The 22199-nt window shown below is 63.3% G+C and carries 23 protein-coding genes; 10 read left to right on the top strand and 13 right to left on the bottom strand.

The annotated features are described in order from the left end of the window. Positions 1–35 precede the first annotated feature (35 nt). The 4 genes from QF015_RS10680 to QF015_RS10665 all read right to left on the bottom strand — a co-directional run bounded on the left by QF015_RS10680 (position 36) and on the right by QF015_RS10665 (position 3375). Positions 36–929 (bottom strand): amino acid ABC transporter permease, encoded by an 894-nt coding sequence (locus QF015_RS10680; protein ID WP_429388861.1) that lies wholly within the window; start codon positions 927–929, stop codon positions 36–38. After that, on the bottom strand, positions 926–1576 hold the full coding sequence (locus QF015_RS10675) for an amino acid ABC transporter permease (protein WP_026539962.1): 651 nt from the start codon (positions 1574–1576) through the stop codon (positions 926–928). Before QF015_RS10675 ends, QF015_RS10680 begins: the two co-directional genes overlap by 4 nt. A 93-nt stretch (positions 1577–1669) precedes the next feature. Then, complete coding sequence (locus tag QF015_RS10670) at positions 1670–2545, bottom strand: glutamate ABC transporter substrate-binding protein (RefSeq protein ID WP_310209243.1); 876 nt, start codon at positions 2543–2545, stop codon at positions 1670–1672. Positions 2546–2619: 74 nt separating this feature from the next. Beyond that, complete coding sequence (locus QF015_RS10665) at positions 2620–3375, bottom strand: amino acid ABC transporter ATP-binding protein (RefSeq protein WP_026539964.1); 756 nt, start codon at positions 3373–3375, stop codon at positions 2620–2622. Between the two features lie 163 nt (positions 3376–3538). Between QF015_RS10665 and QF015_RS10660 the strand changes: the two genes are divergently transcribed. The 4 genes from QF015_RS10660 to QF015_RS10645 all read left to right on the top strand — a co-directional run bounded on the left by QF015_RS10660 (position 3539) and on the right by QF015_RS10645 (position 6428). Beyond that, positions 3539–4378 carry a TIGR00730 family Rossman fold protein gene (locus QF015_RS10660; protein WP_310209241.1) on the top strand — a complete coding sequence of 280 codons (840 nt, stop codon included), beginning with the start codon at positions 3539–3541 and terminating at the stop codon, positions 4376–4378. 27 nt (positions 4379–4405) lie between these two features. Beyond that, the gene (locus tag QF015_RS10655) at positions 4406–4738 is read left to right on the top strand and encodes a DivIVA domain-containing protein (RefSeq protein WP_429388855.1); all 333 of its coding nucleotides are present in this window, start codon (positions 4406–4408) and stop codon (positions 4736–4738) included. 77 nt (positions 4739–4815) lie between these two features. After that, positions 4816–6033, top strand: a complete 1218-nt coding sequence (locus QF015_RS10650) for a hypothetical protein (RefSeq protein ID WP_429388999.1) — start codon at positions 4816–4818, stop codon at positions 6031–6033. 227 nt (positions 6034–6260) lie between these two features. Further along, positions 6261–6428 carry a DUF3117 domain-containing protein gene (locus QF015_RS10645; RefSeq protein ID WP_064721643.1) on the top strand — a complete coding sequence of 56 codons (168 nt, stop codon included), beginning with the start codon at positions 6261–6263 and terminating at the stop codon, positions 6426–6428. 75 nt (positions 6429–6503) lie between these two features. Here QF015_RS10645 and QF015_RS10640 read toward each other — a convergent pair whose 3' ends face one another. Next, positions 6504–7136, bottom strand: a complete 633-nt coding sequence (locus QF015_RS10640; protein WP_429388852.1) for an O-methyltransferase — start codon at positions 7134–7136, stop codon at positions 6504–6506. A gap of 238 nt (positions 7137–7374) precedes the next feature. Here QF015_RS10640 and sigE point away from each other — a divergent pair, with 238 nt between their 5' ends. From sigE to QF015_RS10625, 3 genes are read left to right on the top strand one after another with little or no spacing between them, the layout of a single operon-like run. Then, a complete protein-coding gene (gene sigE, locus QF015_RS10635) occupies positions 7375–7998 on the top strand; it encodes an RNA polymerase sigma factor SigE (protein WP_310209235.1) in 624 nt (207 codons plus the stop codon). 7 nt (positions 7999–8005) lie between these two features. After that, positions 8006–8920 carry a hypothetical protein gene (locus tag QF015_RS10630; protein WP_429388849.1) on the top strand — a complete coding sequence of 305 codons (915 nt, stop codon included), beginning with the start codon at positions 8006–8008 and terminating at the stop codon, positions 8918–8920. Positions 8921–8951: 31 nt separating this feature from the next. After that, positions 8952–9353 (top strand): Sec-independent protein translocase TatB, encoded by a 402-nt coding sequence (locus tag QF015_RS10625; RefSeq protein ID WP_310209231.1) that lies wholly within the window; start codon positions 8952–8954, stop codon positions 9351–9353. A gap of 34 nt (positions 9354–9387) precedes the next feature. Here QF015_RS10625 and QF015_RS10620 read toward each other — a convergent pair whose 3' ends face one another. Genes QF015_RS10620 through QF015_RS10610 form a run of 3 tightly spaced genes read right to left on the bottom strand, consistent with a single transcriptional unit; the run spans position 9388 to position 12515 of the window. Continuing rightward, complete coding sequence (locus QF015_RS10620) at positions 9388–10515, bottom strand: Mrp/NBP35 family ATP-binding protein (protein ID WP_429388847.1); 1128 nt, start codon at positions 10513–10515, stop codon at positions 9388–9390. A gap of 4 nt (positions 10516–10519) precedes the next feature. After that, positions 10520–11251: a DUF1003 domain-containing protein gene (locus QF015_RS10615; protein ID WP_429388844.1), complete on the bottom strand. Its 732-nt coding sequence runs from the start codon at positions 11249–11251 to the stop codon at positions 10520–10522. Next, entirely contained in the window at positions 11232–12515 is a 1284-nt protein-coding gene (locus QF015_RS10610) for a magnesium transporter MgtE N-terminal domain-containing protein (RefSeq protein WP_026539974.1), read from the bottom strand. The genes QF015_RS10615 and QF015_RS10610 overlap by 20 nt, the downstream gene beginning before the upstream one ends. A 76-nt stretch (positions 12516–12591) precedes the next feature. On the opposite strand from QF015_RS10610, the gene QF015_RS10605 reads away from it, so the two are divergent. Then, on the top strand, positions 12592–13428 hold the full coding sequence (locus QF015_RS10605; RefSeq protein ID WP_310209226.1) for a general stress protein: 837 nt from the start codon (positions 12592–12594) through the stop codon (positions 13426–13428). A 130-nt stretch (positions 13429–13558) separates the two neighbouring features. Here QF015_RS10605 and QF015_RS10600 read toward each other — a convergent pair whose 3' ends face one another. Further along, the gene (locus QF015_RS10600; protein WP_310209223.1) at positions 13559–15142 is read right to left on the bottom strand and encodes an aminopeptidase P family protein; all 1584 of its coding nucleotides are present in this window, start codon (positions 15140–15142) and stop codon (positions 13559–13561) included. Between the two features lie 80 nt (positions 15143–15222). Here QF015_RS10600 and QF015_RS10595 point away from each other — a divergent pair, with 80 nt between their 5' ends. Beyond that, positions 15223–16068 (top strand): PHP domain-containing protein, encoded by an 846-nt coding sequence (locus QF015_RS10595; protein ID WP_310209221.1) that lies wholly within the window; start codon positions 15223–15225, stop codon positions 16066–16068. A gap of 13 nt (positions 16069–16081) precedes the next feature. After that, a complete protein-coding gene (locus tag QF015_RS10590; RefSeq protein WP_310209219.1) occupies positions 16082–16690 on the top strand; it encodes a MarC family protein in 609 nt (202 codons plus the stop codon). A 32-nt stretch (positions 16691–16722) separates the two neighbouring features. On the opposite strand, the gene QF015_RS10585 is transcribed toward QF015_RS10590, so the two are convergent. From QF015_RS10585 to QF015_RS10570, 4 genes are all read right to left on the bottom strand, one after another. Further along, on the bottom strand, positions 16723–17601 hold the full coding sequence (locus tag QF015_RS10585; protein ID WP_429388841.1) for a DNA-methyltransferase: 879 nt from the start codon (positions 17599–17601) through the stop codon (positions 16723–16725). Between the two features lie 8 nt (positions 17602–17609). Beyond that, the gene (locus QF015_RS10580) at positions 17610–19310 is read right to left on the bottom strand and encodes a DEAD/DEAH box helicase (RefSeq protein WP_429388838.1); all 1701 of its coding nucleotides are present in this window, start codon (positions 19308–19310) and stop codon (positions 17610–17612) included. 276 nt (positions 19311–19586) lie between these two features. After that, positions 19587–21074, bottom strand: a complete 1488-nt coding sequence (locus tag QF015_RS10575; RefSeq protein WP_310209214.1) for an RNB domain-containing ribonuclease — start codon at positions 21072–21074, stop codon at positions 19587–19589. A gap of 114 nt (positions 21075–21188) precedes the next feature. Further along, positions 21189–22136 (bottom strand): TM2 domain-containing protein, encoded by a 948-nt coding sequence (locus QF015_RS10570; protein ID WP_429388836.1) that lies wholly within the window; start codon positions 22134–22136, stop codon positions 21189–21191. Positions 22137–22199 lie beyond the last annotated feature (63 nt).

Genomic DNA, 22199 nt, shown 5'->3' with positions numbered 1-22199 from the left:
CATGGCTGTGGACCTTCTCTTTGTTTGCTTGCGGACTACTTCTTGTCCGGACCCTCCACGGAGTCCTTGGCAAGGGGATCGTTTCCGCCCACCATGAGCCCCGTCCGGAGGCTGGGCGCCGCGACGCCACCGGCGGCCTTCTTGGAACCACGGCGTTCAATCATGATCGCGATCCGGGACACGGTCAGGTTGATCAGGATATAGATGGCCGCGCCGACGAAGAATGCCGGGAACAGGAAGTCCGGACCGAGGAAGTCGGCCATGATCTGGATCTTCCGCAGCAGTTCCTCATAGCCCACGATGTAGCCGAGCGAGGTGTCCTTGAGCAGCACCACCAGCTGGGCGACCAGCGAGGGAAGCATGCGGCGGACGGCCTGCGGAAATTCGATGGACATGCGTGACTGGAAGCTTCGCAGGCCGATGGCAAGGCCGGCTTCGCGTTGTCCCTTGGGCAGCGACTGGATGCCTGCACGGAGGATTTCGGCAAAGATGGCGGCGTTGTAGAGCGTCAGCCCCACCACCACTGCCTGGAATTGACCGGTGGCGAAGACCAGCAGGACGAACAACATCATGAGCACCACGGGCATGCCGCGAAGGAACTCAAGGACCACCTGGGTGGGGATGCGGATCCAGGCAATCAGGGAAATGCGCAGCAAGCAGAGAGCAATGCCCAGGGGGAATGCGATGATCGCTGCCACGGCAGCTGCGGCCAGCGTGGACAGGATGCCCTGGCCGATCAGGCTCCAGACATCCGGGGCCATGGGGCCGTAGAAGATCTCCCAACGGTCGGCGTCGAAGATTCCCTGCTGGGCGAGGGTCATCACTGCGATGGCGAGGATGCCGAGGATGATCAGGATGCCGGCCGCGGATCCGATCAGTGAATAAAGGCGGGCCTTGGGCCCGGGGACGTCGTACAGGACCGAAGTCATCGGGCAATCGCCACCTTTCGTTCAACAAAGTGCGCCAAAAGTCCCAAAGGCACCGTTATGAGGAGGTAGAAGAACGCCACTCCCAGCAGGATCCAGAGAACTTGGTCACCGTAGTCGTTGGAGAGCTTGCGGCCGTAGCCGAAAAGCTCGAGGACGAAGAACGCGCCGGCAACGGACGAGTTCTTCACCAAGGCGATCAGGATGTTGATCAACGGGGGGATGACTGTACGGACGGCCTGGGGCAGGACAATGAAGCCCAGCACCTGGGTGAAGGTCATACCGATGCTGCGGGCAGCTTCGGCTTGGCCTACGGGCACGCTGTTGACGCCGGAACGGACTGCTTCGGCGATGAAGGCTGCCGTGTAGCTGCTCAGCGCGATGATGGCGGCGACTTCGAATTGCTCGAACTTGACGCCCAGCCGGGGAAGAACGATCGCTGCGAAGAAGAAAATAATGGTCAACGGGGTGTTACGGGCGACTTCAACATAGAACATGCTGAAACCACGGAGTGCAGCCACGGGGGAGACCCTCATGGCCGCCAGGAGTGTGCCGACAATGAGGGCAATGATTCCTGAAATGACGGAAAGATAAAGGGTCCGGAGAAATCCGTCCCAGTATTCGGGGAGGCTTGCTATGACGGCGTCCATGGTTTCCTTTGGCAGCTGCTAATCAGGGAACAGGGTCCTGGAGTCGTCAACTGCCGCCGCCCGGAAGGGGCGGCGGCAGTCAACGGATCCCGACTAGTAGCGGTTGACCGCGGGAAGTTCAGGAGTGGTCTTGATGACCTTGCCTGCAGTGGCTTCCCAAGCCTTCTTGTAATCGCCGTCCTTCTGGAATGCTTCGAGCTGGTCGTTGATCCAGTTGCGGAAGACAGTGTCGTCCTTCTTCAGGCCGATACCGTAGGGCTCCTTGGTGAAGGTTTCATCCGAGGCGAGCTTGAACGCATCCGGTTCCTTATCCACGTAGCCGGCCAGGATCACGTTGTCAGTGGTCACGGCAACTACCTGCTTGTTGCGCAGCGGCTCCAGGCAGGCGGTGTAGGTCGCAGCAGGTACAACCTCGGCGCCGTACTTTTCAGCGATGGTTTTGGCCGGGGTGGAACCGGTCACGGAGCAGACCTTCTTGCCCTTGACGTCCTCGGGCTTGGTGATGGAGGTGTCGTCCTTGTTGACCAAGAGGGCCTGGCCCGCTTCGTAGTACGGTCCAGCGAAGGCAACCTTCTCCTTGCGGGCGTCGTTGATGGTGTAGGTGGCGATGACGAGGTCAACGCGTCCCTGCTCGATGAACGATTCGCGGTTCTGGGAGACGGTCTCCACCCATTCGATCTTGTCGGCCGGAATGCCCAGCTTGGCGGCGATTGCCTTGCCCATTTCAACGTCGAAACCGACAGGCTTGCCGTCCAGGCCCTTCTGGCCGAAGAGCGGCTGGTCGAACTTGGTGCCAATGGTGATCTTCTGGGCCTTGTTCAGCTTCTCCATCGTGGTGCCGGCCTCGAAGCTGGCCGAAGCAACAGGGGGAGTGGTGGTGCTGCTGCCGCCACATGCGCTCAGCGAGAGGGCGAGCACGGCAGAAGCGGCCACCAGCAGCGACTTCCTCCGGGTAATGAAAGCCTTCATGACATTCCTTTCTTAGGTTGGCCGTCTTACGGCCTGGGTGCGGTCTCTACGGCCTGGGTGCGGGCGGTAAAGAGCTAGTGGGTCAAAAGCTTGGACAGGAAATCCTTGGCGCGTGTGCTCTTCGGGTTCGTGAAGAATTCCTCGGGAGTGGCGTCCTCCACGATCTGGCCGTCAGCCATGAACACCACGCGGTCAGCGGCTTTGCGGGCGAAGCCCATCTCGTGCGTGACCACGATCATGGTCATGCCTTCCTTGGCCAGCTGGATCATGACGTCCAGGACTTCGTTGATCATTTCGGGGTCCAACGCCGACGTGGGCTCGTCAAACAGCATGACCTTGGGCTTCATCGCAAGAGCACGTGCGATGGCCACACGCTGTTGCTGGCCACCGGAGAGCTGTGCAGGAAGCTTCGGGGCCTGGTGCCCGACGCCGACGCGTTCCAGGAGAGCCATGGCTTCCTTGTCGGCAGTTCCCTTGGCCACGCCCTTCACCTTGATGGGACCCAACGTGACGTTCTCAAGAATCGTCTTGTGGGCGAACAGGTTGAAGGACTGGAAGACCATTCCGACGTCGGCACGAAGGTGCGCGAGGTCCTTGCCTTCTTCGGGAAGCTTCTTCCCGTCGATGGCGATGTCACCGTCGTCGATGGTTTCCAAACGGTTGATGGCACGGCACAGGGTGGATTTACCGGAACCGGAAGGCCCGATGACCACCACCACTTCGCCCTTCTTGACCTGGAGGTTGATGTCCTTGAGGACGTGCAGTTGACCGTAGTGCTTGTTGACGCCGTTCAGTGAGACGAGGGCATCGCCGGACGCTTGAGTAGTCATACGACGAATCTAGCGAACAAAGAAGCAAATATGACCACGGTCACGGCAACTTCCTGAAGATCGTGACTGAACAGAAACCTGCTCCCCAGCGATATACCAGACTGCAATGCAAGAAGCGGGTCGCAGTAACGGAGCAGCCGCCTGTAAGCGCTAGCCTTGGGCAATGAGCATCAGCCAGCACCCAGTACCCCGCCCGGATGCCAACGGCCAGGTCAGGACCAGCAATGTGCCCCTGCCCTCGGACATCGCGCCGGCCAAGCACAAGGGCTCCTTGGAGCTTCGCCGCAAACAGGCGGATACGGGAATGTCTGATCAACATTTGCTGGACACCAGTGGTGCCGGGCAGTTCATCCATACGGATCCATGGCGGGTCCTGAGGATTCAAAGCGAATTCGTTGAGGGCTTCGGAGCGCTCGCAGACCTGGGCCCGGCAGTAAGCGTTTTTGGCTCGGCCCGCACCAAGCCCGGAACTGAATACTACGAAATGGCCGTGGACGTCGGACGCAAACTGGCAGAGGCCGGCGTCGCCGTCATCACGGGCGGCGGACCGGGCTCCATGGAGGCGGCCAACAAGGGCGCCGTCGAGGGCAACGGGGTTTCCGTGGGCTTGGGCATTGAGTTGCCTTTCGAACAGGGCCTCAACCAGTGGGTGGACCTGGGGATCAACTTCCGGTACTTCTTCGCCCGCAAGACCATGTTCGTCAAGTACGCCCAAGGCTTCGTGGTCCTGCCGGGTGGGCTCGGGACGCTCGATGAACTGTTCGAAGCCATGGTGCTGGTGCAGACCCGCAAGGTGACGTCCTTCCCCATCGTGCTCCTGGGCGTCAGGTTCTGGGGTCCCATGATCGAATGGATCCGGGAGACACTGGTGGCGGAGGGCATGGTGTCCGAAAAGGACCTGGACCTGATCCAGTTGGTGGATGACCCCGCTGACGCCGTTCACCGCGTTTTGCACGGCGCCCCGCTCCCTCCCACACCCAACGGGAACCAGCGCCCGGAATAGGGCACCCGTTTCTGGCACGATGGACCTGTGAGCTTTTTCCTGGTGTTTCTCGCGATTGTCCTCATCGGCGCTGTGCTGTACCTCGGAGCCGGGATGGTCCGGGGGAAGTCCATCGGAGCGGGCCTGGACGATCCCGTGCCCAACCTTCCTCCGGTGGTCCTTCCGGCCAAGGCCACGCCCTCCGACGTCGACTCCCTGCGTTTCGCCCTGGGGCTGCGGGGATATCGCATGGACCAGGTTGACCAGGTCCTCGATGATCTTCGGGACCAGCTGCAGGCCAAGGACCAGGAGATCGAACGCCTCAGTGCACCGGCTCAGCCTCGGCTGGAGGACGGCGGAACCGGCCGGACCACACCGTGAGCCAACAGTCCCGGAGCCAGCCAGTGCAGGGACCCACGGAACGGATATCGCGCTCAGTTTCTGCCGCAGCCACCCGGATGGCCGGGTGGCCGTGGTGGATCCAGGTTTCGTTGGTGTTCGTGGCGGCCAGACTGGTCAGCGCCTGCATTTTCATGGCCGCTGCCATCCAGCAGGGCACCAACCCGTGGTTCCCGCCCGCCCCCGATTACTGGAACTTCATCACCATTTGGGACGGACGCTGGTACCAGGAAGCAGCGGAGAACGGCTATCCGGCAGACCTTCCTGTGGATGCCAACGGCGTGGTCAAGGAAAACGCCTGGGCCTTCTACGCACTGTTTCCCTTTCTGGCCCGGGGCCTGTCTGCCATCACGGGCATCGGAACCCTCCCTGCGCTGACGGCGATAGCGATGGTGGCCGGCCTCGGCGCGGCTTTGGTCATCTACACGCTCTTCCGGGAGTTTGCAGGCCGGCGTACAGCCATGTGGGGCGTCGTCTTCGTGTCGACGTTCCCGGTGTCACCCATCCTGCAGGTTCCGTATGCAGAGTCCCTGAACCTGATGCTCCTGGCCGCGTCCCTGTTGCTCGTCGTCAGGCGCCACTATCTGGCCGCCATCCCCGTAGTGCTCCTGATGTGTTTGTCGAGGCCCACGGGAGTGCCGTTTGCCACGATGCTGGGGCTGCTGTTCCTGTGGCGCTTGTGGCAGCGGTGCCGGCCCTCGACAACGGCGCTGACGTCTGATGGCTCCACTGCAGCTGCCGGCGGTGGAGCAGACCCCACGTCGACGCGCAATCTGGTATCACTGGCCGTCCTGGTCGCCACCACGGGCCTGGGTGCTCTGGCCTGGCCGGCCATCGCGTGGGCCGTGACAGGGGACCCGACGGCGTACACCCGCACCGAGACTGCGTGGCGTGGCCACGACCTTGTGCCGTTCAAACCGTGGTTCGATACCGGCCGTATGTTGTTCGGACCGGTCTTGGGACCCTTGGCTCCCTTCATTTTTACGGGACTTTTCGTGCTGGTGATGGTCTCCAAGCCGGTCAGGGCGATCGGGACGGAGCTGCGGCTGTGGTGTGCCTGCTACATGGCATACCTGCTGGTCTTCCTGCACCCGCAAACCAGCACCTTCCGCATGCTCCTGCCGCTGTTCCCGCTGGCCCTCGGGGCAGCCATGCTGTCCAAATCCAAGGCGTACAGGGGCACCGTGGTGGCCATGTTCGTCCTTCTCCAGATTGTCTGGGTGGTCTGGCTGTGGGCATGGGCCCCCTTGCCCGGGGGAGGCGACTATCCGCCCTGACGTGGAGCTTTGCCGGGGAAAGGCAATATGTACAAAGCCCGGACAAATCACGTGCTGATTCGCTACGGACGGGTAAGTACGGGATAATGGTCTACGAGCAAGGACAAAGCACCTAAAAGTGCCCGGCCAAGGCGGCCTCCCAAGCGGTGCCGCCGGCTGCAATTGCGATGCGGATCCAGCCCGGCCGGGTTGGGCGTGACTTGGGACAAATGGAGGGGATTTTCCTAATGGCGGCGATGAAACCACGTACTGGCGACGGCCCGATGGAAGTAACCAAAGAGGGACGCAGCCTGATCATGCGTGTGCCGCTCGAAGGCGGCGGACGACTTGTGGTCGAGCTCAACGCCGCTGAAGCGGAGAACCTCAAGGAATGCCTCGTAGGTGTGACCGAATAGATGTACCAAGCAGGGCCCGGCTGGAGCCGGGACCCTGCTTTTTGGTTTAACGCTGGTGCCTGCCAACGCTGGCGCCTACTTCTTGACCGCCACCAAAAGTCCGTCGCCGGTGGGCAGCATCGCCGAAGCCAGCCGCTCGTCGTCGCGGATTGCTTTGCCGATCTGACGCAAAACAACGGTGGTGGCATCGCGTGCAGCCGGGTTGGAGACGCGGTCCTTGTCCAGGGCATCGTTGATGACCAGGGTGCCACCGGCCTTCAGGAGGCGGATCGCCTGCTCCACGTACTTGGGGAAGTTGGGCTTGTCGGCGTCGATGAAGACGAGGTCGTAGGCGGAGTCGGTCAAGCGTGGCAGCACGTCCGCTGCCCGGCCGGAAATGGTGCGGGTCCGGTTTGCGGGGCTGCCGGATTCCAGAAACGCCTCCCTGGCCGCCTTGAGGTGCTCAACGTCAACGTCGATGGTGGTCAGGACGGCCTGCGGGCCCAAGCCGCGCAGGAGGCAGACGCCTGACACTCCAGCTCCCGAACCGACTTCAACCACTGTCTGCGCTTTGGAAGCTGCGGCCAGAACGGTCAGGACCGCGCCCACGCCCGGGCTGATGGGGGTCACTCCCAGCTCGAAGGACCGCTCCCGGGCACGCAACAAGACGTCATCCTCAGCCGGCAGATCTTCGGCATAGGACCAGCTGCTTGACTTGTCGGCACTCATGAAGGGTTTCGCTTTCCGCGGGTAGGGGTGTTTGTACCAAGACTACTGTGTAGGGACCGCGAATCCCGCTGTTGCGCAGCCGCCCCGCGGTTGTGTCCGGCGACGTTTTCAGCCCTCCGGGAAAAAGTCCTGCCAGTCAGGAAATTCCCAGACAACCTTGGGATGATGTTGCTCCGGTCATCCATGAGGTGGGCGGCACCGAAAGCCTCGGTGAACCACAGTTTGAGGGGAGTGGACGATGCCGGCATCGCATGCTGCGCCAGTCCAGACATCGGAGAGCATTGAGGGCGTTACCGACTGGGTCATGCCCAGCTGGGAAGAAGTGGTTGCGAACCACTCCGCCAAGGTATATCGCCTCGCCTATCGCTTGACCGGCAACAAGTTCGACGCCGAAGACCTCACCCAGGAAGTTTTTGTCCGGGTGTTCCGTTCGCTGGAGAACTTCAAGCCGGGAACCTTGGACGGCTGGTTGCACCGCATCACCACCAACCTGTTCCTGGACCAGGCCCGGCGCAAGAGCCGGATCCGTTTCGATGCGCTTGCGGAGGACGCCGAGTCCCGGTTGCCCGGCCGCGAACCCGGCCCGGAGCAAAGCTTCGAGCACAACAACCTCGACCTTGACGTGCAGCGTGCCCTGGAAGAGCTGCCCCCTGACTTCCGCGCAGCCGTCGTGCTGTGCGATCTTGAAGGTCTGTCCTATGACGAGGTCGCGGAAGCGCTCGGCGTGAAGCTGGGAACCGTGAGGTCCCGTATCCACCGAGGCAGGACCATGCTGCGCGAGAAACTTGCCCACCGTGACCCCCGTCCGGCAGAGGCCCGCAAGCCGCGCCTGAAGATGCCGCGCATCGCAAGCATCCTTTAGGACGTCGATGCCTCGACACCCTCGTCGGCCGGGATTGCGGTCCAGGCGCACCTTGGCTGCGCTGCGCCACACTCGAAACCCGGAACACCTGCAGGTCTGTACCGATTGCAGCAACGCCCTTCGCCGGGAACGTCAGTATCTTGAACGTCTCCGGGGTGCCTCCGTGCCCGAAGCCAGCCAGGATCTGGCGGCCCGGCTGATTCAGCACACAGAGCGTCTTGCCAACGAGCCTGGGCCGGCCTTCATGGCCGAGCCGCCACCCAGCGGGGTTCGGCGCGGCCTTCGCCTCGCCGGTGTCGCGGCCAGCACGCTGGCTGTCAGCGCCGGTGCTTTGGCAGTGTCCGCCTACGTGGTGGCCGGCGATGAAGACCGGCAGCTCCGTGCCGGGACCAGCGACGTCGGTGCACTCGCCGGTGCGTGGACGGGCAGCCCTGTGGAAACGATGGTGGGGCCCGCGTTCCGGGCCGGGAGTTCCGTCAGCCTTGACCCCGCCCAGCTGGAAGACCTGCGCGACCAAGGATGGGCCTGCCCCGAGCTGTCCGGGATGGGCTTCCACGTGGTTTCAGCCCAGGCGACCATGCGCAACGGGCATCCTGCGGTGGAGATCCGGCTCGAGAGCAATGGCCACTACGCGACCATAGTGGAAGAGCACCTGCCGGCTGATACGTCCGAACATGGGCAATCGGCGTCCGCCCGGCTTTCCGTCACCCAGGGAAGCCCTTGGGAGGCCGTTTACACCATGCCGGCGGCGGTGATCAGCTACTCTTCGGATCTTCCGGCAGATTCTGCCGATGATGCGGTGCCGGAAATCGTCCGGGCGGGCGAGTCCATGGCCGTTGCCGCTCCGAACGAAGGGACCGAGGCGTGGTATGCGAGGCTGCTGCGCGGGCTCCAGACCCTTCTTCGTCCCGCCGGTTTATGAGCGACACCACAGACAAGGTAATCTTCGTAGCGTGTTTGGAATCAACGGCCCGGAGTTCATACTCCTTCTGATTATCGGCGTACTCGTCATCGGTCCCAGCCGTTTGCCCGAATACACTCAAAAGCTTGCAAACCTAGTGAAGGAAGTCCGTCGGATGGCTTCGGGTGCGCGTGAGCAGATCAAGGAAGAAGTCGGCATCGATATCGATGAAGTCGACTGGAAGAAGTACGATCCCCGCCAGTACGATCCCCGGCGCATCATCAAGGACGCACTCCTGGATGACGACACCAAGCCGGTCAGTGCGGGAGGGCCTGCCGCCGCGGCGACGGCTGCTGCAGCCACCTCCGCAGAGACCAAGCCACAGGCACCCACCAGGGTCATAGAACGCTTGGCTGAAGGCGAAGCTGCGCCTTTCGATTCCGAAGCCACCTGATTCGGGAGCCCAGGCCGCGGGCTAAGCGGAGTCGCTAGCGGGGTTGGATTCCCAACGACAGCCCTGACAACCCCCGCGGACGCGAGGCCAACGCCGCCGCCACATCCTGCATGGCCTTGGCAGCGGCAGTTTCTGGTGCGGCGAGGACGACGGGCTTCCCGGCGTCACCACCTTCGCGCAGTTGGATGTCCAAGGGAATCTGGCCCAGCAGCGGTACCTCGCTGCCCACGGCGGCGCTCAACCGCTCAGCCAGGATGGCACCTCCGCCACTTCCGAACAATTCCATCCGGCCGCCGTCGGGCATCTCCAGGAACGACATGTTCTCGATGACGCCGGCCACTTTCTGGCCCGTCTGGGTAGCGATGGTGCCGGCACGTTCGGCGACGTCGGCGGCAGCGGCCTGCGGCGTGGTTACCACCAGGATTTCTGCGTTGGGCAACAGCTGGGCTACGGATATGGCGATGTCGCCCGTGCCGGGAGGCAGGTCCAGGAACAAGGCATCGAGGTCACCAAAATAGACGTCGGTGAGGAATTGTTCCAAGGCCCGGTGCAGCATGGGACCACGCCACGCCACTGGCTGGTTGCCTGCAACGAACATGCCGATCGAAATGACCTTGACGCCGTAGGCCACCGGCGGCAGGATCATGTCGTCCACCTGCGTGGGTTTCTGGGTAATGCCCATCAGTGCCGGCACGGAGAAGCCGTGGACATCAGCGTCCACGATGCCCACCCGCAGGCCCTGCGCGGCCAGTGCGCAGGCCAGGTTGACGGTGACGGACGACTTGCCGACACCGCCCTTTCCGCTGGCCACGGCGTAGACCTTGGTCAATGAACCCGGCTTGGTGAAAGGTATGCCGCGCTGGCCGCCGGGGCCGCGAAGCTGTTCCTTAAGTGCTTCGCGCTGGGCCGGGGTCATGACCTTCAGTTCGACGTTCACTGCATTGACGCCTGCCACCTTGGACAAAGCCGCGGTAGCGTCCGCCGTGATTGTCTCGCGGAGTGGGCAGCCGGCAATTGTCAGCAGAACGGCGACGTGGACTGTACCGGCATCGTCGGATGACACGGATTCCACCATTCCGAGCTCCGTGATGGGCCGGCGAAGCTCGGGGTCGATAACGGTTGCCAAGGCAGCATGCAGGGCCTCGGCAGATGCGGTGCTCATTCGGTCAGGCTCGGCTTTCGGGGTTGTCAGGCGACGGTTTCGCGGTGGAGTGCTGGGGTCCCGCGGTCCGAGCCGGACGGACTTTCGGGATCTGCTGCGTGCGGGGACCTCGCGACTTGTCCCGCTTCTCCTTGAGCTTCTCCTTCACTTTCTCGCCCGACGACTCTGAGCCGTCTGCCGCGGATTCACTCTCGCGGAGTTCTTCCTGGGCATCAATGATGTCCTCCAGGAGGCTCCGAAGCTCTGCGCGGACGTAGTCGCGGGTGGCAACTTCGCGCAGGGCGATACGGAGTGACGCAAGTTCCCTGGTCAGGTACTCGGTATCGGAGAGGTTCCGCTCGGCGCGCTGACGGTCCTGCTGGAGGGACACGCGGTCGCGGTCATCCTGCCGGTTTTGGGCCAGAAGGAGCAACGGCGCAGCGTACGAGGCCTGGAGGGACAGCATGAGCGTCAGGAGGGTGAAGCCCAGTTCCATCCGGTCGAACTGCCAGTCCGTGGGCGCAAACGTGTTCCAGACAAGCCAGAAAACGCAAAAGATCGTCATGTAGACGAGGAACGTCGGCGTACCCATGAAGCGGGCGAAGCCTTCGGTGGCGTTGCCGAAAGCATCCGGGTTGGGGGAGAACTTGGGCAGGATCCGTTGGCGGCCGCTCAGGGGCGTGTCGAGGCTGCTGCTTGAGCGTCCCGACGTCTTGGGGGATCGGGTGGCGTTGTTATCAGCCAATGCGGCCTCCAAGTTTCCTTATAGGGGCGTCGTCCTCGTGGGCGCGCCAGTCATCCGGCAACAGGTGATCCAGCACGTCATCAACAGTCACCGCCCCCACGAGGCGGCCGTCGTCGTCAACGACTGGGAGGGAATTGAGGTTGTAGGTGGCCAAGGTCCGGGCGACTTCGCTGATGTGGGCCTGGTCCGAGAGCGGTTCAAGATTTTTATCCACGAGGTTCCCCAGCGGTTCCGGTGGCGGGAAGCGTAAAAGTTGCTGGATATGCACAACGCCCAGGAACCGGCCCGTGGGTGTCTCCAGCGGAGGCCGCGCAATGAAAATGGAGGATGCCAACGCGGGGGAGAGTTCCTCGCGGCGGACGTGGGCCAGTGCTTCGGCAACGGTTGCTTCCGGGGGGAGGATGACGGGAACCGGGGTCATCAGGCCACCGGCGGTGTCTTCGTCGTACTCCAGGAGGCGACGGACATCTTCGGCTTCCTGGGGTTCCATGAGTTGCAGCAGCTCTTCCGCCTGCGCCGAAGGAAGTTCGGCGAGGAGGTCGGCGGCGTCGTCGGGGTCCATCTCTTCGAGGACGTCGGCGGCACGCTCCACGTCCAGGGCGGAGAGAATTTCCACCTGGTCATCTTCGGGTAGTTCCTGGAGGACGTCCGCAAGGCGCTCATCCTGAAGCTCGCTGGCAACTTCGAAGCGGCGCTTGTCGCTCATCTCCTGGAGGGCTTCGGCGAAGTCGGCGGGCTTGAGGTCCTCGTGGGTGGCGACGAACTGGGTAGCCGCCTGCGGTTCGTTGTGGGCGCCGGTCTGGGCATCGGCCCAATCGATGATCAGGGTTTCATTGCGGCGAAGCCTGCTCAGCGGTGACAGGGAGTGACCGCGGCGCACGAACAGCTTGCTGACGAACCAGTCCTTGGACCGGTGCTGGTCCATGGCGATGTCCTCGATCGTGGCGTCACCGGAGCCATCGGCCAGCGTGACCCGGCGGTCGAACATCTCGGCGACCACGAGGGTTTCGGCACCCCGCTGTTCGAAGCGGCGCAAATTGACCAGTCCAGTGCAAATGATCTGCGTCTGGTCAATGGACGTAATCCGGGTCATTGGAACGAAGACGCGCTTCTTGCCCGGTACCTCCACCACGATGCCCACCACGTGGGGAGCGCCGCGGGTGCCCCTGGAGAGCACCACGACGTCGCGCAACCGGCCCAAACGGTCGCCCAAGGGGTCGAAGACGTCCAGGCCGAGCAGGCGCGCGACAAAGACGCGTGAAGGATGTGTGCTCATGTTTACAGGCTACCGAGTCTGCTCTCTTTTAGCTGAATTCCAGCAGGTTCACATGTACATGGGACACAATGGGGCTATGTCTAACATTTTTGGTGCCCCCAAAGCCGTTGAGGAATCCCGCAGCGTCCCGCAAGGCGACACCGTGGGTTCGTACACCTCGTATTTGGATGCCCAGAAGGCGGTGGACTACCTCGCGGACCAACAGTTCCCGGTGCAGCTGGTGTCCATCGTGGGCAACGACCTCAAAATGGTGGAGCGGGTGACCGGCCGGCTGAGCTACCCGAGGGTGGCACTGTCCGGGGCTTTGAGCGGCATGTGGTTCGGCCTCTTCGTGGGCGTCATGCTCTCCTTCTTCACCCCGGCCGGCGGTCCGTTCTCCATCATCACCTCGGTGCTGATGGGTGCCGCCTTCTTCATGCTGTTCGGAATCGTCACCTACGCCACTCAGCGCGGCAAGCGTGACTTCACCTCCACCAGCCAGGTAGTGGCCACGAACTATGACGTCATTGTCGCCGTGGAAGCTGCCCATGAAGCCCGCCGGTTGCTCCAGCAGCTGCCCATGAACCCGTCGCAGGCGGCCACGGCGCAGCCCACCGGCTACAACCCCCACAATGCCCCGCTGCAGCAGCCGGGCCAGACGCCTGAGCGGCCCTCCACCTGGAACGACCCCTACGGCCAGCGCGGGCCTGAGTCCACCGCGGGCGCCCCGGAGGGACAGAACGCACCTGCGGGGAACACTGCGCCCGCGGCGCAGCCCGCGCCGAACCCGGCGCCGGCAGCCGTCCGCTACCCGGACCTTCCCGATGGCCGGCCGCAGTACGGTGTCCGTGTCACAGAAGGCCAGAATTCGGCGCAGAACCCGCCGCAGGAGGACGGGCAGCAGCACGGCCCGGAAGGTTCGTCCAGGCAGTAGTCCGTCCACGCGGAGGCATTTAACACAGCTGCTGCGCGCGCACTAACGCATGCATTAACCATGTATTAACAAGGAACGGCCACCGGATCTCCGGTGGCCGTTCCTTTGTTCTGTAACCGTCCAGCCGGGTCTAGCCCTGGGCCTCCTGGTAGATGCCGGCCATCCAGGACTCGACGTCGTCGGCCTTGCGGGGCAGTGCGGCACTGAGGTTTACGGGGCCGTCGGCGGTCATGAGGATGTCGTCTTCGATCCGGACGCCGATTCCGCGGTATTCCTCCGGGATGGCAAGGTCCTCGTTCTTGAAGTACAGACCTGGCTCGATGGTGAACACCATGCCCTCGGTGAGGATCCCGTCGAGGTAAAGCTCGCGCTTGGCCTGGGCGCAGTCATGGACGTCGAGGCCAAGGTGGTGGCTGGTGCCGTGGGGCATCCAGCGGCGGTGCTGCTGGCCTTCGGGGCTGATGGCTTCCTCGACGGAGACGGGGAGCAGGCCCCACTCGGCGAGGCGTTCGGCCAGGACCGTGGTGGCCGCGGTGTGGATGTCACGGAATTTCACGCCCGGCTGCGCGGCTGCGAATCCGGCGTCGGCGGCGTCCAGCACGGCCTCGTAGACCTTTCGCTGGACGTCCGTAAACGTGCCGGTGGCAGGCAGGGTGCGCGTGACGTCGGCCGTGTACAGGGAATCGGCTTCAACCCCGGCATCCAGGAGCAGGAGTTCGCCGGCGTTGACGGTTCCCGAGTTGCGGTTCCAGTGCAGCACCGTGGCGTTGTTGCCGGAAGCGGCAATGGTGTCGTAGCCGAGTTCGTTGCCCTCCTCACGGGCGCGGGCAAAGAAAGCGCCTTCAACAACGCGCTCGCCACGCTTGTGGGTCAGGGCGCGGGGAAGGGCCCGGACCACGTCTGCGAAACCCTCAACGGTGGCCGAAACAGCGATCTTCATCTGCTCGATTTCCCACTCGTCCTTGATCAGGCGCAGCTCGGAGAGTGCTTCGCTGAGTTTTTCGTCCAAGGCGTCCAGTTCACCGAGGTCCAGGTTTTCGGGGTCCTTGGCCGTGTTGTAGCGGGCGGTGTCCACCAGGGCATCGATGTTCTCGTCCACCTTGCGGACCAGGCGAATGGAAATGCCACCGATTTCCGGGGCACCCACGTTTTTGGTGATGGCCATCTCGAGTTCGGAGATGTGTGCGGTGGGCAGTCCCAGACGCGCTTCGAACTCGGCCAGGGTGGGGCGGGCGCCGATCCAGAACTCGCCCGCGCGGGAGTCCGCGTAGAACTGTTCGGTGTCGCGTCCGGCCAATGGGCGGAAGTAGAGCGTGGCAGTGTGGTGACCGCCGTCGTCGCCCTTTCCTTCAGCGACGGGCTCCAGGATGAGGACGGCATCGGGCTCGTGGTCCAGGCCCAACCCGGTGAGGTGGGCGAATCCGGAGTGCGGGCGGAAGCGGTAGTCGCAGTCGTTGGAGCGGACCTTCAACGGTCCCGCGGGGACTACAAGCCGTTCGCCCTTGAACAGTTCGGAGATGGCACGACGGCGGCGGGCGGCATGGTCTGCGACGGCGTCACGCGCAGGGGTCACCTGCGGCGCCGGCGCCCAATTGCTGGCCATGAATGCCTTGAAGGCATCGGACGTGGGCCTCTGTGAGCGGTTGTTGACGCGCTCTTCCAGCGGCTGGGAATTTGAGGAGTCCATGGTTTGGGTGTTTTCGGCATCGTTCACCGTTCCATCGTCCCACCAGTTCGGTGAGGAGGCCAACGGCGCAACCCGCCAAGCAGGCCCGCATCCCCTAGGCTGGGAAAGTGAGGATAGACCTGCATGCGCACTCGAATGTTTCCGACGGAACCCAGACACCCGCCGGGGTGATCATTTCCGCTGTCGCGGCAGGCTTGGACGCAGTGGCATTGACCGACCACGATTCCACGGATGGCTGGGATCCGGCCGCCGCAGCCGCCCGCGAACACGGCATTGCGTTTGTTCCGGGAATGGAGATCTCCTGCCGGACAGAGCAGGGCATCAGCGTCCACCTGCTCAGTTACCTTCACGACCCCCGCCATCCGGGCCTGCTGGAGGAGATCACCAAGTCCAAGGACGCAAGGTTGACCCGTGCCGAGCACATGGTCTCCCTGTTGTCCGAGGATTATCCATTGACGTGGGACGACGTCATCCACCACGTCGCTCCTGGTGCCACGGTGGGCCGCCCGCATATCGCGGATGCCTTGGTCGCCGCAGGCGTCGTTTCGGACCGAACGGAAGCCTTCACCTCCATCCTCACCTCCCGTTCGCGGTATTTCGTGCAGCATTATGCGCCCAACCCGGCGGTCGCCGTCGAGCTTGTCCGTGCCGCCGGCGGCGTTCCTGTTTTCGCCCATCCGGTGGCGTCCTCGCGGGGACGCATCGTGGGGGAGGGGACCTACCGGGACATGATCGACGCAGGATTGCTGGGCTTGGAAGTCGAACACCGGGACAACCCGGAGGAAGGACGCACTTTCCTGCGTGCACTGGCTGCAGAGCACAACCTCCTCATCACCGGATCCTCGGATTACCACGGAGCGGGCAAGCCGAACCTGTTGGGCGAGAACACCACCTCGCCGGCGGTGTTGGCGCAAATAGAGGAGATGGCAACAGGCAGCACGGTAATTCGTTGAGAGGGGTCCGTTGATGGACTTGCAGTTGCTCGCATCGGTGATCGTGACCCTGTTCGTGATCATGGATCCACCGGGTACCGTGCCGATCTTCATGTCGCTGACGGCACAGATGTCCGCCAAGGACCGCAATCGCTCCGCGTTCCAGGCGTTGCTGGTAGCCACCGGCGTGATCGTGGTGTTCGCTATTTTCGGCCAGTCGATCCTGAACTACATGCACATTTCGCTGGCTGCCTTGCAGGGGGCGGGTGGTTTGCTGCTGGTCCTCATTGCGCTGCAGCTTCTGACCGGTTCCACCAGCGGTGAAGAAAACGCGGCGAAGTACAAGAACGTGGCCTTCGTTCCGCTGGGTACCCCGCTCATGGCCGGCCCCGGCGCGATCGTTGCCGTGATGGTCTTCGTCCAGCAGTCCGGCGGGTTCCCGGAATACCTGGCCGTCGGGCTCGGGATCGCCGTGGTGCTGGCTTCGCTGTATCTGGCGATGCGTTTTGCAGGCGTCGTGCAGCGCGTGCTGGGCGAAAACGGCGTGGAGCTCGTCACCCGGATTGCAGGCCTTCTTCTCTCGGCCATTGCGGTGCAGATGATCGCGGACTCCGTGACGGCCTTTGTGCAGGGCGCAGCCTGAAGCAGTCCTGGAGCTGAGAGGCAGTCTGCGGGCTAGAGGCTGGTCGGCTGGACGTTGTGGAACACAGCCTTGCTCCCCAACCGCTTCCGCATGACGTCGATGGCCTGTTCGTTCTGGTCCACGCAGACAAACCTGCGGCCGAGTTTGGCTGCAACAGCACCCAGGGTTCCCGAACCGGCGAAGAAATCGAGGCACCAGTCGCCGTCGCGGCTTGATGCGGATACGATCCTGCGCACCAGGCCCTCGGGTTTCTGGGTGGGGTAGCCGGTCTTCTCCCGGCCGGTCGGCGACACGATGGTGTGCCACCAAACGTCCGTGGGCAGTTTGCCAAGCTCGCGCTTAGCGGGCGTGACCAAGCCCGGCGCCATGTAAGGTTCCCTGTCCACCTCGGCATTGTCGAAGTGGTACTTGGTAGGGTTCTTGACGTACACCAGGATGTTGTCGTGTTTGGTGGGCCAGCGGTTCTTGGCGCGGGCGCCGTAGTCGTAGGCCCAGATGATCTCGTTGAGGAAGCATTCCCTGCCGAAGATGGCATCCAGCATCACCTTGGCGTAATGCACCTCGCGGTAATCGAGGTGCAGGTACAGGGTGCCGTCGTCGGCCAACAATCGCCACGCCTCAACAAGCTTGGGTTCCAGGAAGGACCAGTAGTCGCTGAAGGCGTCGTCGTAACTGTGAAGGGCACCCTTGATGGTGTCGTAGGAGCGGCCCTTGAAACCGACCCGGTCACCATCGCCGTCCGCGTTGCGGACCATGCGCGTTTCCTGGCGGCGCTGCACCCGGCCCGTATTGAAGGGCGGGTCGACGTAAATGAGTGTGAAGGCGCCGTCCGGCAGCGTAGGGAGGAAGTCCGCGTTGTCCGCGTGCACCACCATGTTGCCGCCGTCCGGCGCCCAAACAGTTTCAGTCATTGAGGGTTTTAGGCCTCGGCGCTGCCGGACCGGGCAGATGCGGTCTCACCGGAGACCACTTCGCCGTTACGGCGGCGGGTGCGGGTACGACGCGTCCTGGCAGGCTTTTCGGCGCTGTCCGTACGGGTTTCGGAGGCACCTGAGGCGGGGGCTGCTTCGGCATCAGAAGTACGACGGCGGCGCGTACGGTTGCGTCCGCCCTCGCCCTTGGATTCGCTGGAGTCGGAGTCGGACTTGCCCTGGCGACCACGGCCGCCGTCGCGTCCGCCGTCGCGCTTACCGTCACGTCCGCCATCGCGGCCGGAGCCGCCGGAGCGCGTGTTCTTCTTGCCGGTTTCACCCAGGTCCTCCAGGACCTCGGCGTCCACGCCGGCGAGGACGCGCTTGTTGCGGGGCAGGCGGCCTTTGGTGCCCTCGGGAATGTCGAGGTCGGTGTAGAGGTGCGGCGAGGAGGAATAGGTTTCAACGGGCTCGGGAACGCTGAGTCCCAGGGCCTTGTTGATCAGTCCCCAGCGGGGCATGTCGTCCCAGTCGACGAACGTTACAGCCGTGCCCTTGTTACCGGCGCGACCGGTACGGCCAACACGGTGCAGGTAGATTTTTTCGTCTTCAACGCACTGGTAGTTGATGACGTGGGTGACGTCGTCAACGTCGATACCGCGGGCGGCAACGTCAGTGGCCACCAGGACGTCAACCTTGTTGTTGCGGAAGGCGCGGAGGGCTTGCTCACGTGCGCCTTGGCCGAGGTCGCCGTGAATGGCAGCCGCAGCGAAACCGCGGTCGACCAGTTCCTCGGCCACCTTTGCCGCCGTGCGCTTGGTCTTGGTGAAGATGATGGTCCGGCCACGTCCACGGGCCTGCAGGATGCGGGCCACGACCTCTGTTTTGTCCATGCTGTGGGCACGGTAGATGAGTTGGCGGATGTCGCGCTTGGTGAGGCCTTCATCGTTCGGATCAGCGGCCCGGATGTGGGTTGGCTGCGTCATGTAACGGCGTGCCATCGCAATGACAGGGCCGGGCATCGTTGCCGAGAAGAGCAGCGTCTGGCGAACGGCAGGAGTGCCGGCGATCAGGGTTTCAACGTCCGGAAGGAAGCCGAGGTCCAGCATCTCGTCAGCCTCATCGAGAATGACCATCTTGACGTTCTTGAGGCTCAGGTGCTTCTGCTTGTAAAGGTCGATGAGGCGGCCCGGGGTGCCCACAACAATTTCGACGCCCTTCTGCAGGGCATCGACCTGGGGCTCGTAGGCACGTCCGCCATAGATGGTGGCGATGCGTGCATTGCGCTTGCGTGATGCGGTTTGCAGGTCGTTGGCGACCTGTACGGCAAGTTCACGCGTCGGGACGATGACCAGGGCCTGCGGAGCCCCGGGGACAGCGAGTTTGTCGTAGGCGGCGTCGTCCCGGCCAGCGACACGCTGCAGGGCGGGAATGCCGAAGCCCAGCGTCTTGCCGGTACCCGTCTTGGCCTGGCCGATGATGTCGTGTCCACTGAGGGCGACCGGCAGGGTCATGGCCTGGATGGGGAAGGGGTGCGTGATGCCGGCGTCGGCCAGCGACTCGACAATGTCGGCGCGGACGTTGAAGTCGGCGAACGTCTTCTCTTCGATCTCGTGGGGCGTCTCATCCGAGATGATCGTTTCCTCGGGTTCGATGGTTTCAGTTCCGGTGGAGTCCGTCAGGACTTCATGGGTATGCAATTCACTCACAGGGAGTTTCCTTATTCATTTGGGCATTGGCGCTGCATGCTCAACGGGGCGGCGAAGCCGTACCGGAGCACGAACGGGCGCGCAAGCAAATCCAGTGGAAGCCGATCGCGGGCTATCTAAGTACTGGCACTGGTGACCAGTTGGTACATCTCAAGATCGCGTAGGGGCGGGCTTGTTGAATTCAAAAATTAACTGAATCAACGACCGGGCATCCATTACTACAGGGCCAGTCTATCCTCTGGGAGCCATAAAGCCCGGATCACCGCTGGAATGGCCTCACGGCTGCAGTTCGAACCTGATCTCCCGGCTGGCGATATCTGCCTTCACCAGGCGTACGCGAACCTTTGTACCGGACTCCAGTTCACCGTCGCAGCGGGCTGTGACGGCCGGTTCAGCGATCTGCACAACACCGTAGGGACCGCCCCCGTTCGCGGCGCCGTTCCCGTTCCCCTTGCTGCCGTTGCCGTTGGGAGGCTTGGAACCCGAGATCACCACGGCCTCGAACTCCTGGCCGACGTGATTGGCCACCAGTGCTGCTTCCACCGTGTCCAAGGCCGCCCGCTCGAGGCGTCCGGCCACTTGGTCTGAGGCAGCCATGATCTCGGGCAACGACGGCAGGGCCTCACGGGCCCAACGCGGGATGTCCTTGTTGTTGCTGAGGGCTTCGCAGATGACCAGGACAAACCTGTCGATAAGGCGCCGCAACGGTGCAGTGGTGTGGGCGTAAGGAGCCCCGATGGCCGCCTGGATCACGACATCGGGCACGTCGCCGTCAAAGGGCGTGTAGCCGGCGCCCCTGAACAGTGTCCCGGCCGAGTGCAGGATGGCCAACTGCCGGGGATCGGACGCATCCAAGGTCCGCAAATACTCGCCATAGGTCACCTGGCCGTCCCAGGGTTTGCCCAACGCCCTGGTTTGGCGCTTGAAATGCTGGAGGGATCGCTCGTCCGGGGCAGGCATGGTGCGGAGGATGCCCACTTTGCCTTCAAGCATCAGCTCTGCGGCCGCCATCCCGGTCATCAGGGAAATTTGCGCGTTCCAGTCCTCCACCGGCAAGGAGGGGGCCGCCACGATCCTGTACCCGCCGCCGTCGGTAGCCTGCACTATTTCCTGTTCCGGCATGTTCAGGCTGGCGCCACCGCGCTGCCGTTCCAGTTCCACCCTCTTCAACCCCACTTCTTTGAGGAGTTGCAGCACAAGCGGGGCGGTCCCGTCGTCGATCTGTCGCTGGGCGCCCTTGTAGCTCAGCTTGGCCCGGCTGCGGACAGTCGCGCGGGCCAGGGAAACGGCTACGACCTCTGCTGCTGCATCAAGGTCGAAGTTCCACACGAACGCGCCACAGTCCTGCTCAGCCAGCAGGCTCCCGGCATTTTCGCTGATGACCTCCGGGTGCAGCGGGATGCGGCCGTCGGGAGCGTAGAAAGTCTGTCCGCGGTGCCGGGTCTCGGCGTCCAGTGCGCCGCCGGGAGCTACGAAGGACGGTACGTCGGCGATGGCATAGAGGACCTTGTAGCCGTCTCCTGCACGCTCAATGAATAAAGCCTGGTCCAGGTCGGTCGAGGTAGCGGGGTCAATGGTGACAAAGGGGACGTCCCGCAGGTCCTGGTCCGGCAGCTTGAGGGTTTCCACAGCCTGCCGCGCTTCCTGTACTGCCTCGGCCGGGTACGCGCCGGGGAGTTCCAACTCCGTCCTCAGGGCCGCAAGTGCTGCGGCGAGCTGGTCCGACGAGTCGTCGACGTTGGGAGATATCCGATGATGTGACACGAAAATCAGGGTAGCCCGAAACAGGCGGATAGTCTTGGATGCTCCACGCAAGAGCCCGCCGCCCCAAGGGGGCAACGGGCTCGAGGCACAGCGGCTGTTTGCGGACCGGGGCGGTTAGCTGGCCGGGGTCAGGGTGAAGGTGGCTGCCTTGTCGCCGAAGTCATCGTTGATCACCACAGTGGTGGGGCCGTTCTTGATGTCGAAGGCAATGACGCCCTGCTGTACGTCTCCGGCGGCAACATCGCCCGATGTCAGACCGCCCAAAGCGTTGTCGAGGAAGATTCGGTCGCCCTCCTTGCCATCAGCGTCGTAAGCCTCGAAGTTGGTGGACGCGGCGAAGCTCGTTCCGGACACGGCCTCCCAGGAAACCTCCACCAGGAGGAACCCGCCGTTGAGAGGCTTCATGTAGGCCATTTCCGGGATTTCAGTGGTGTATCCGGAGTTCAGGACAGTGACCTTGGCTGTGGTGCCCTCCGAGACGGTGACCATGAAGGAATTGCCGTCAGCGGCAGTGCCTTGCGACGGGAGCGGTGCCTCTTGTGACGCCGACGGGATGGCCGGCACGGGCGTCGCCTGTCCTTGAACCGCAGCAGCGAAGAGAGTCAACGACACCACCGTGGACACGATTCCGAGGATCAAGCCTGCACACCACACAACCACCGTGATGATCCATGCCTTCTTCTTGTTCTCCGGGTAGCCCAGCAGCGGACGGCCATCCTTGTCCCTGGCATTTCCGGTGAGGGTGATGATCAGGTCAACGATGGACCAGATGCCGAATCCGCCCGCAGTCAGGAGCTTCGCGACACCAGTGCCGATCTTGCCCAGGTAAAAGCGGTCCACGCCGAGGCCACCCAGCAGCAGGGACAGGATCCAGGTGGTCATGAAGGACTTCGCCGGAGCCCCCTGCGTGGGAGCCCCATAGCTGGAACCGGGTCCAGGCTGGTACCCGGCACCTGGTCCGCCCGGGTACTGGGTGCCGAAAGCGGCGGGCGCAGGAGGGACTGCCGGGGCCGCTGTTCCGGATTCGTTCCGGGGCGCGGGAGGGTAGCTCGGGTTACTCATGGATCATCCTTCAATGGAGTGGGTGCGGGGAGGAGGACACAAGGGCTGCGGGGCAGGCCTGAC

Source organism: Paenarthrobacter sp. TE4293, from assembly GCF_050435325.1.
Classification (GTDB): Bacteria; Actinomycetota; Actinomycetes; order Actinomycetales; family Micrococcaceae; genus Arthrobacter; species Arthrobacter nitroguajacolicus_C.
The sequence above is the reverse complement of the archived record's forward strand: the minus strand, read 5'-3'. Positions and strand labels throughout refer to the sequence as shown.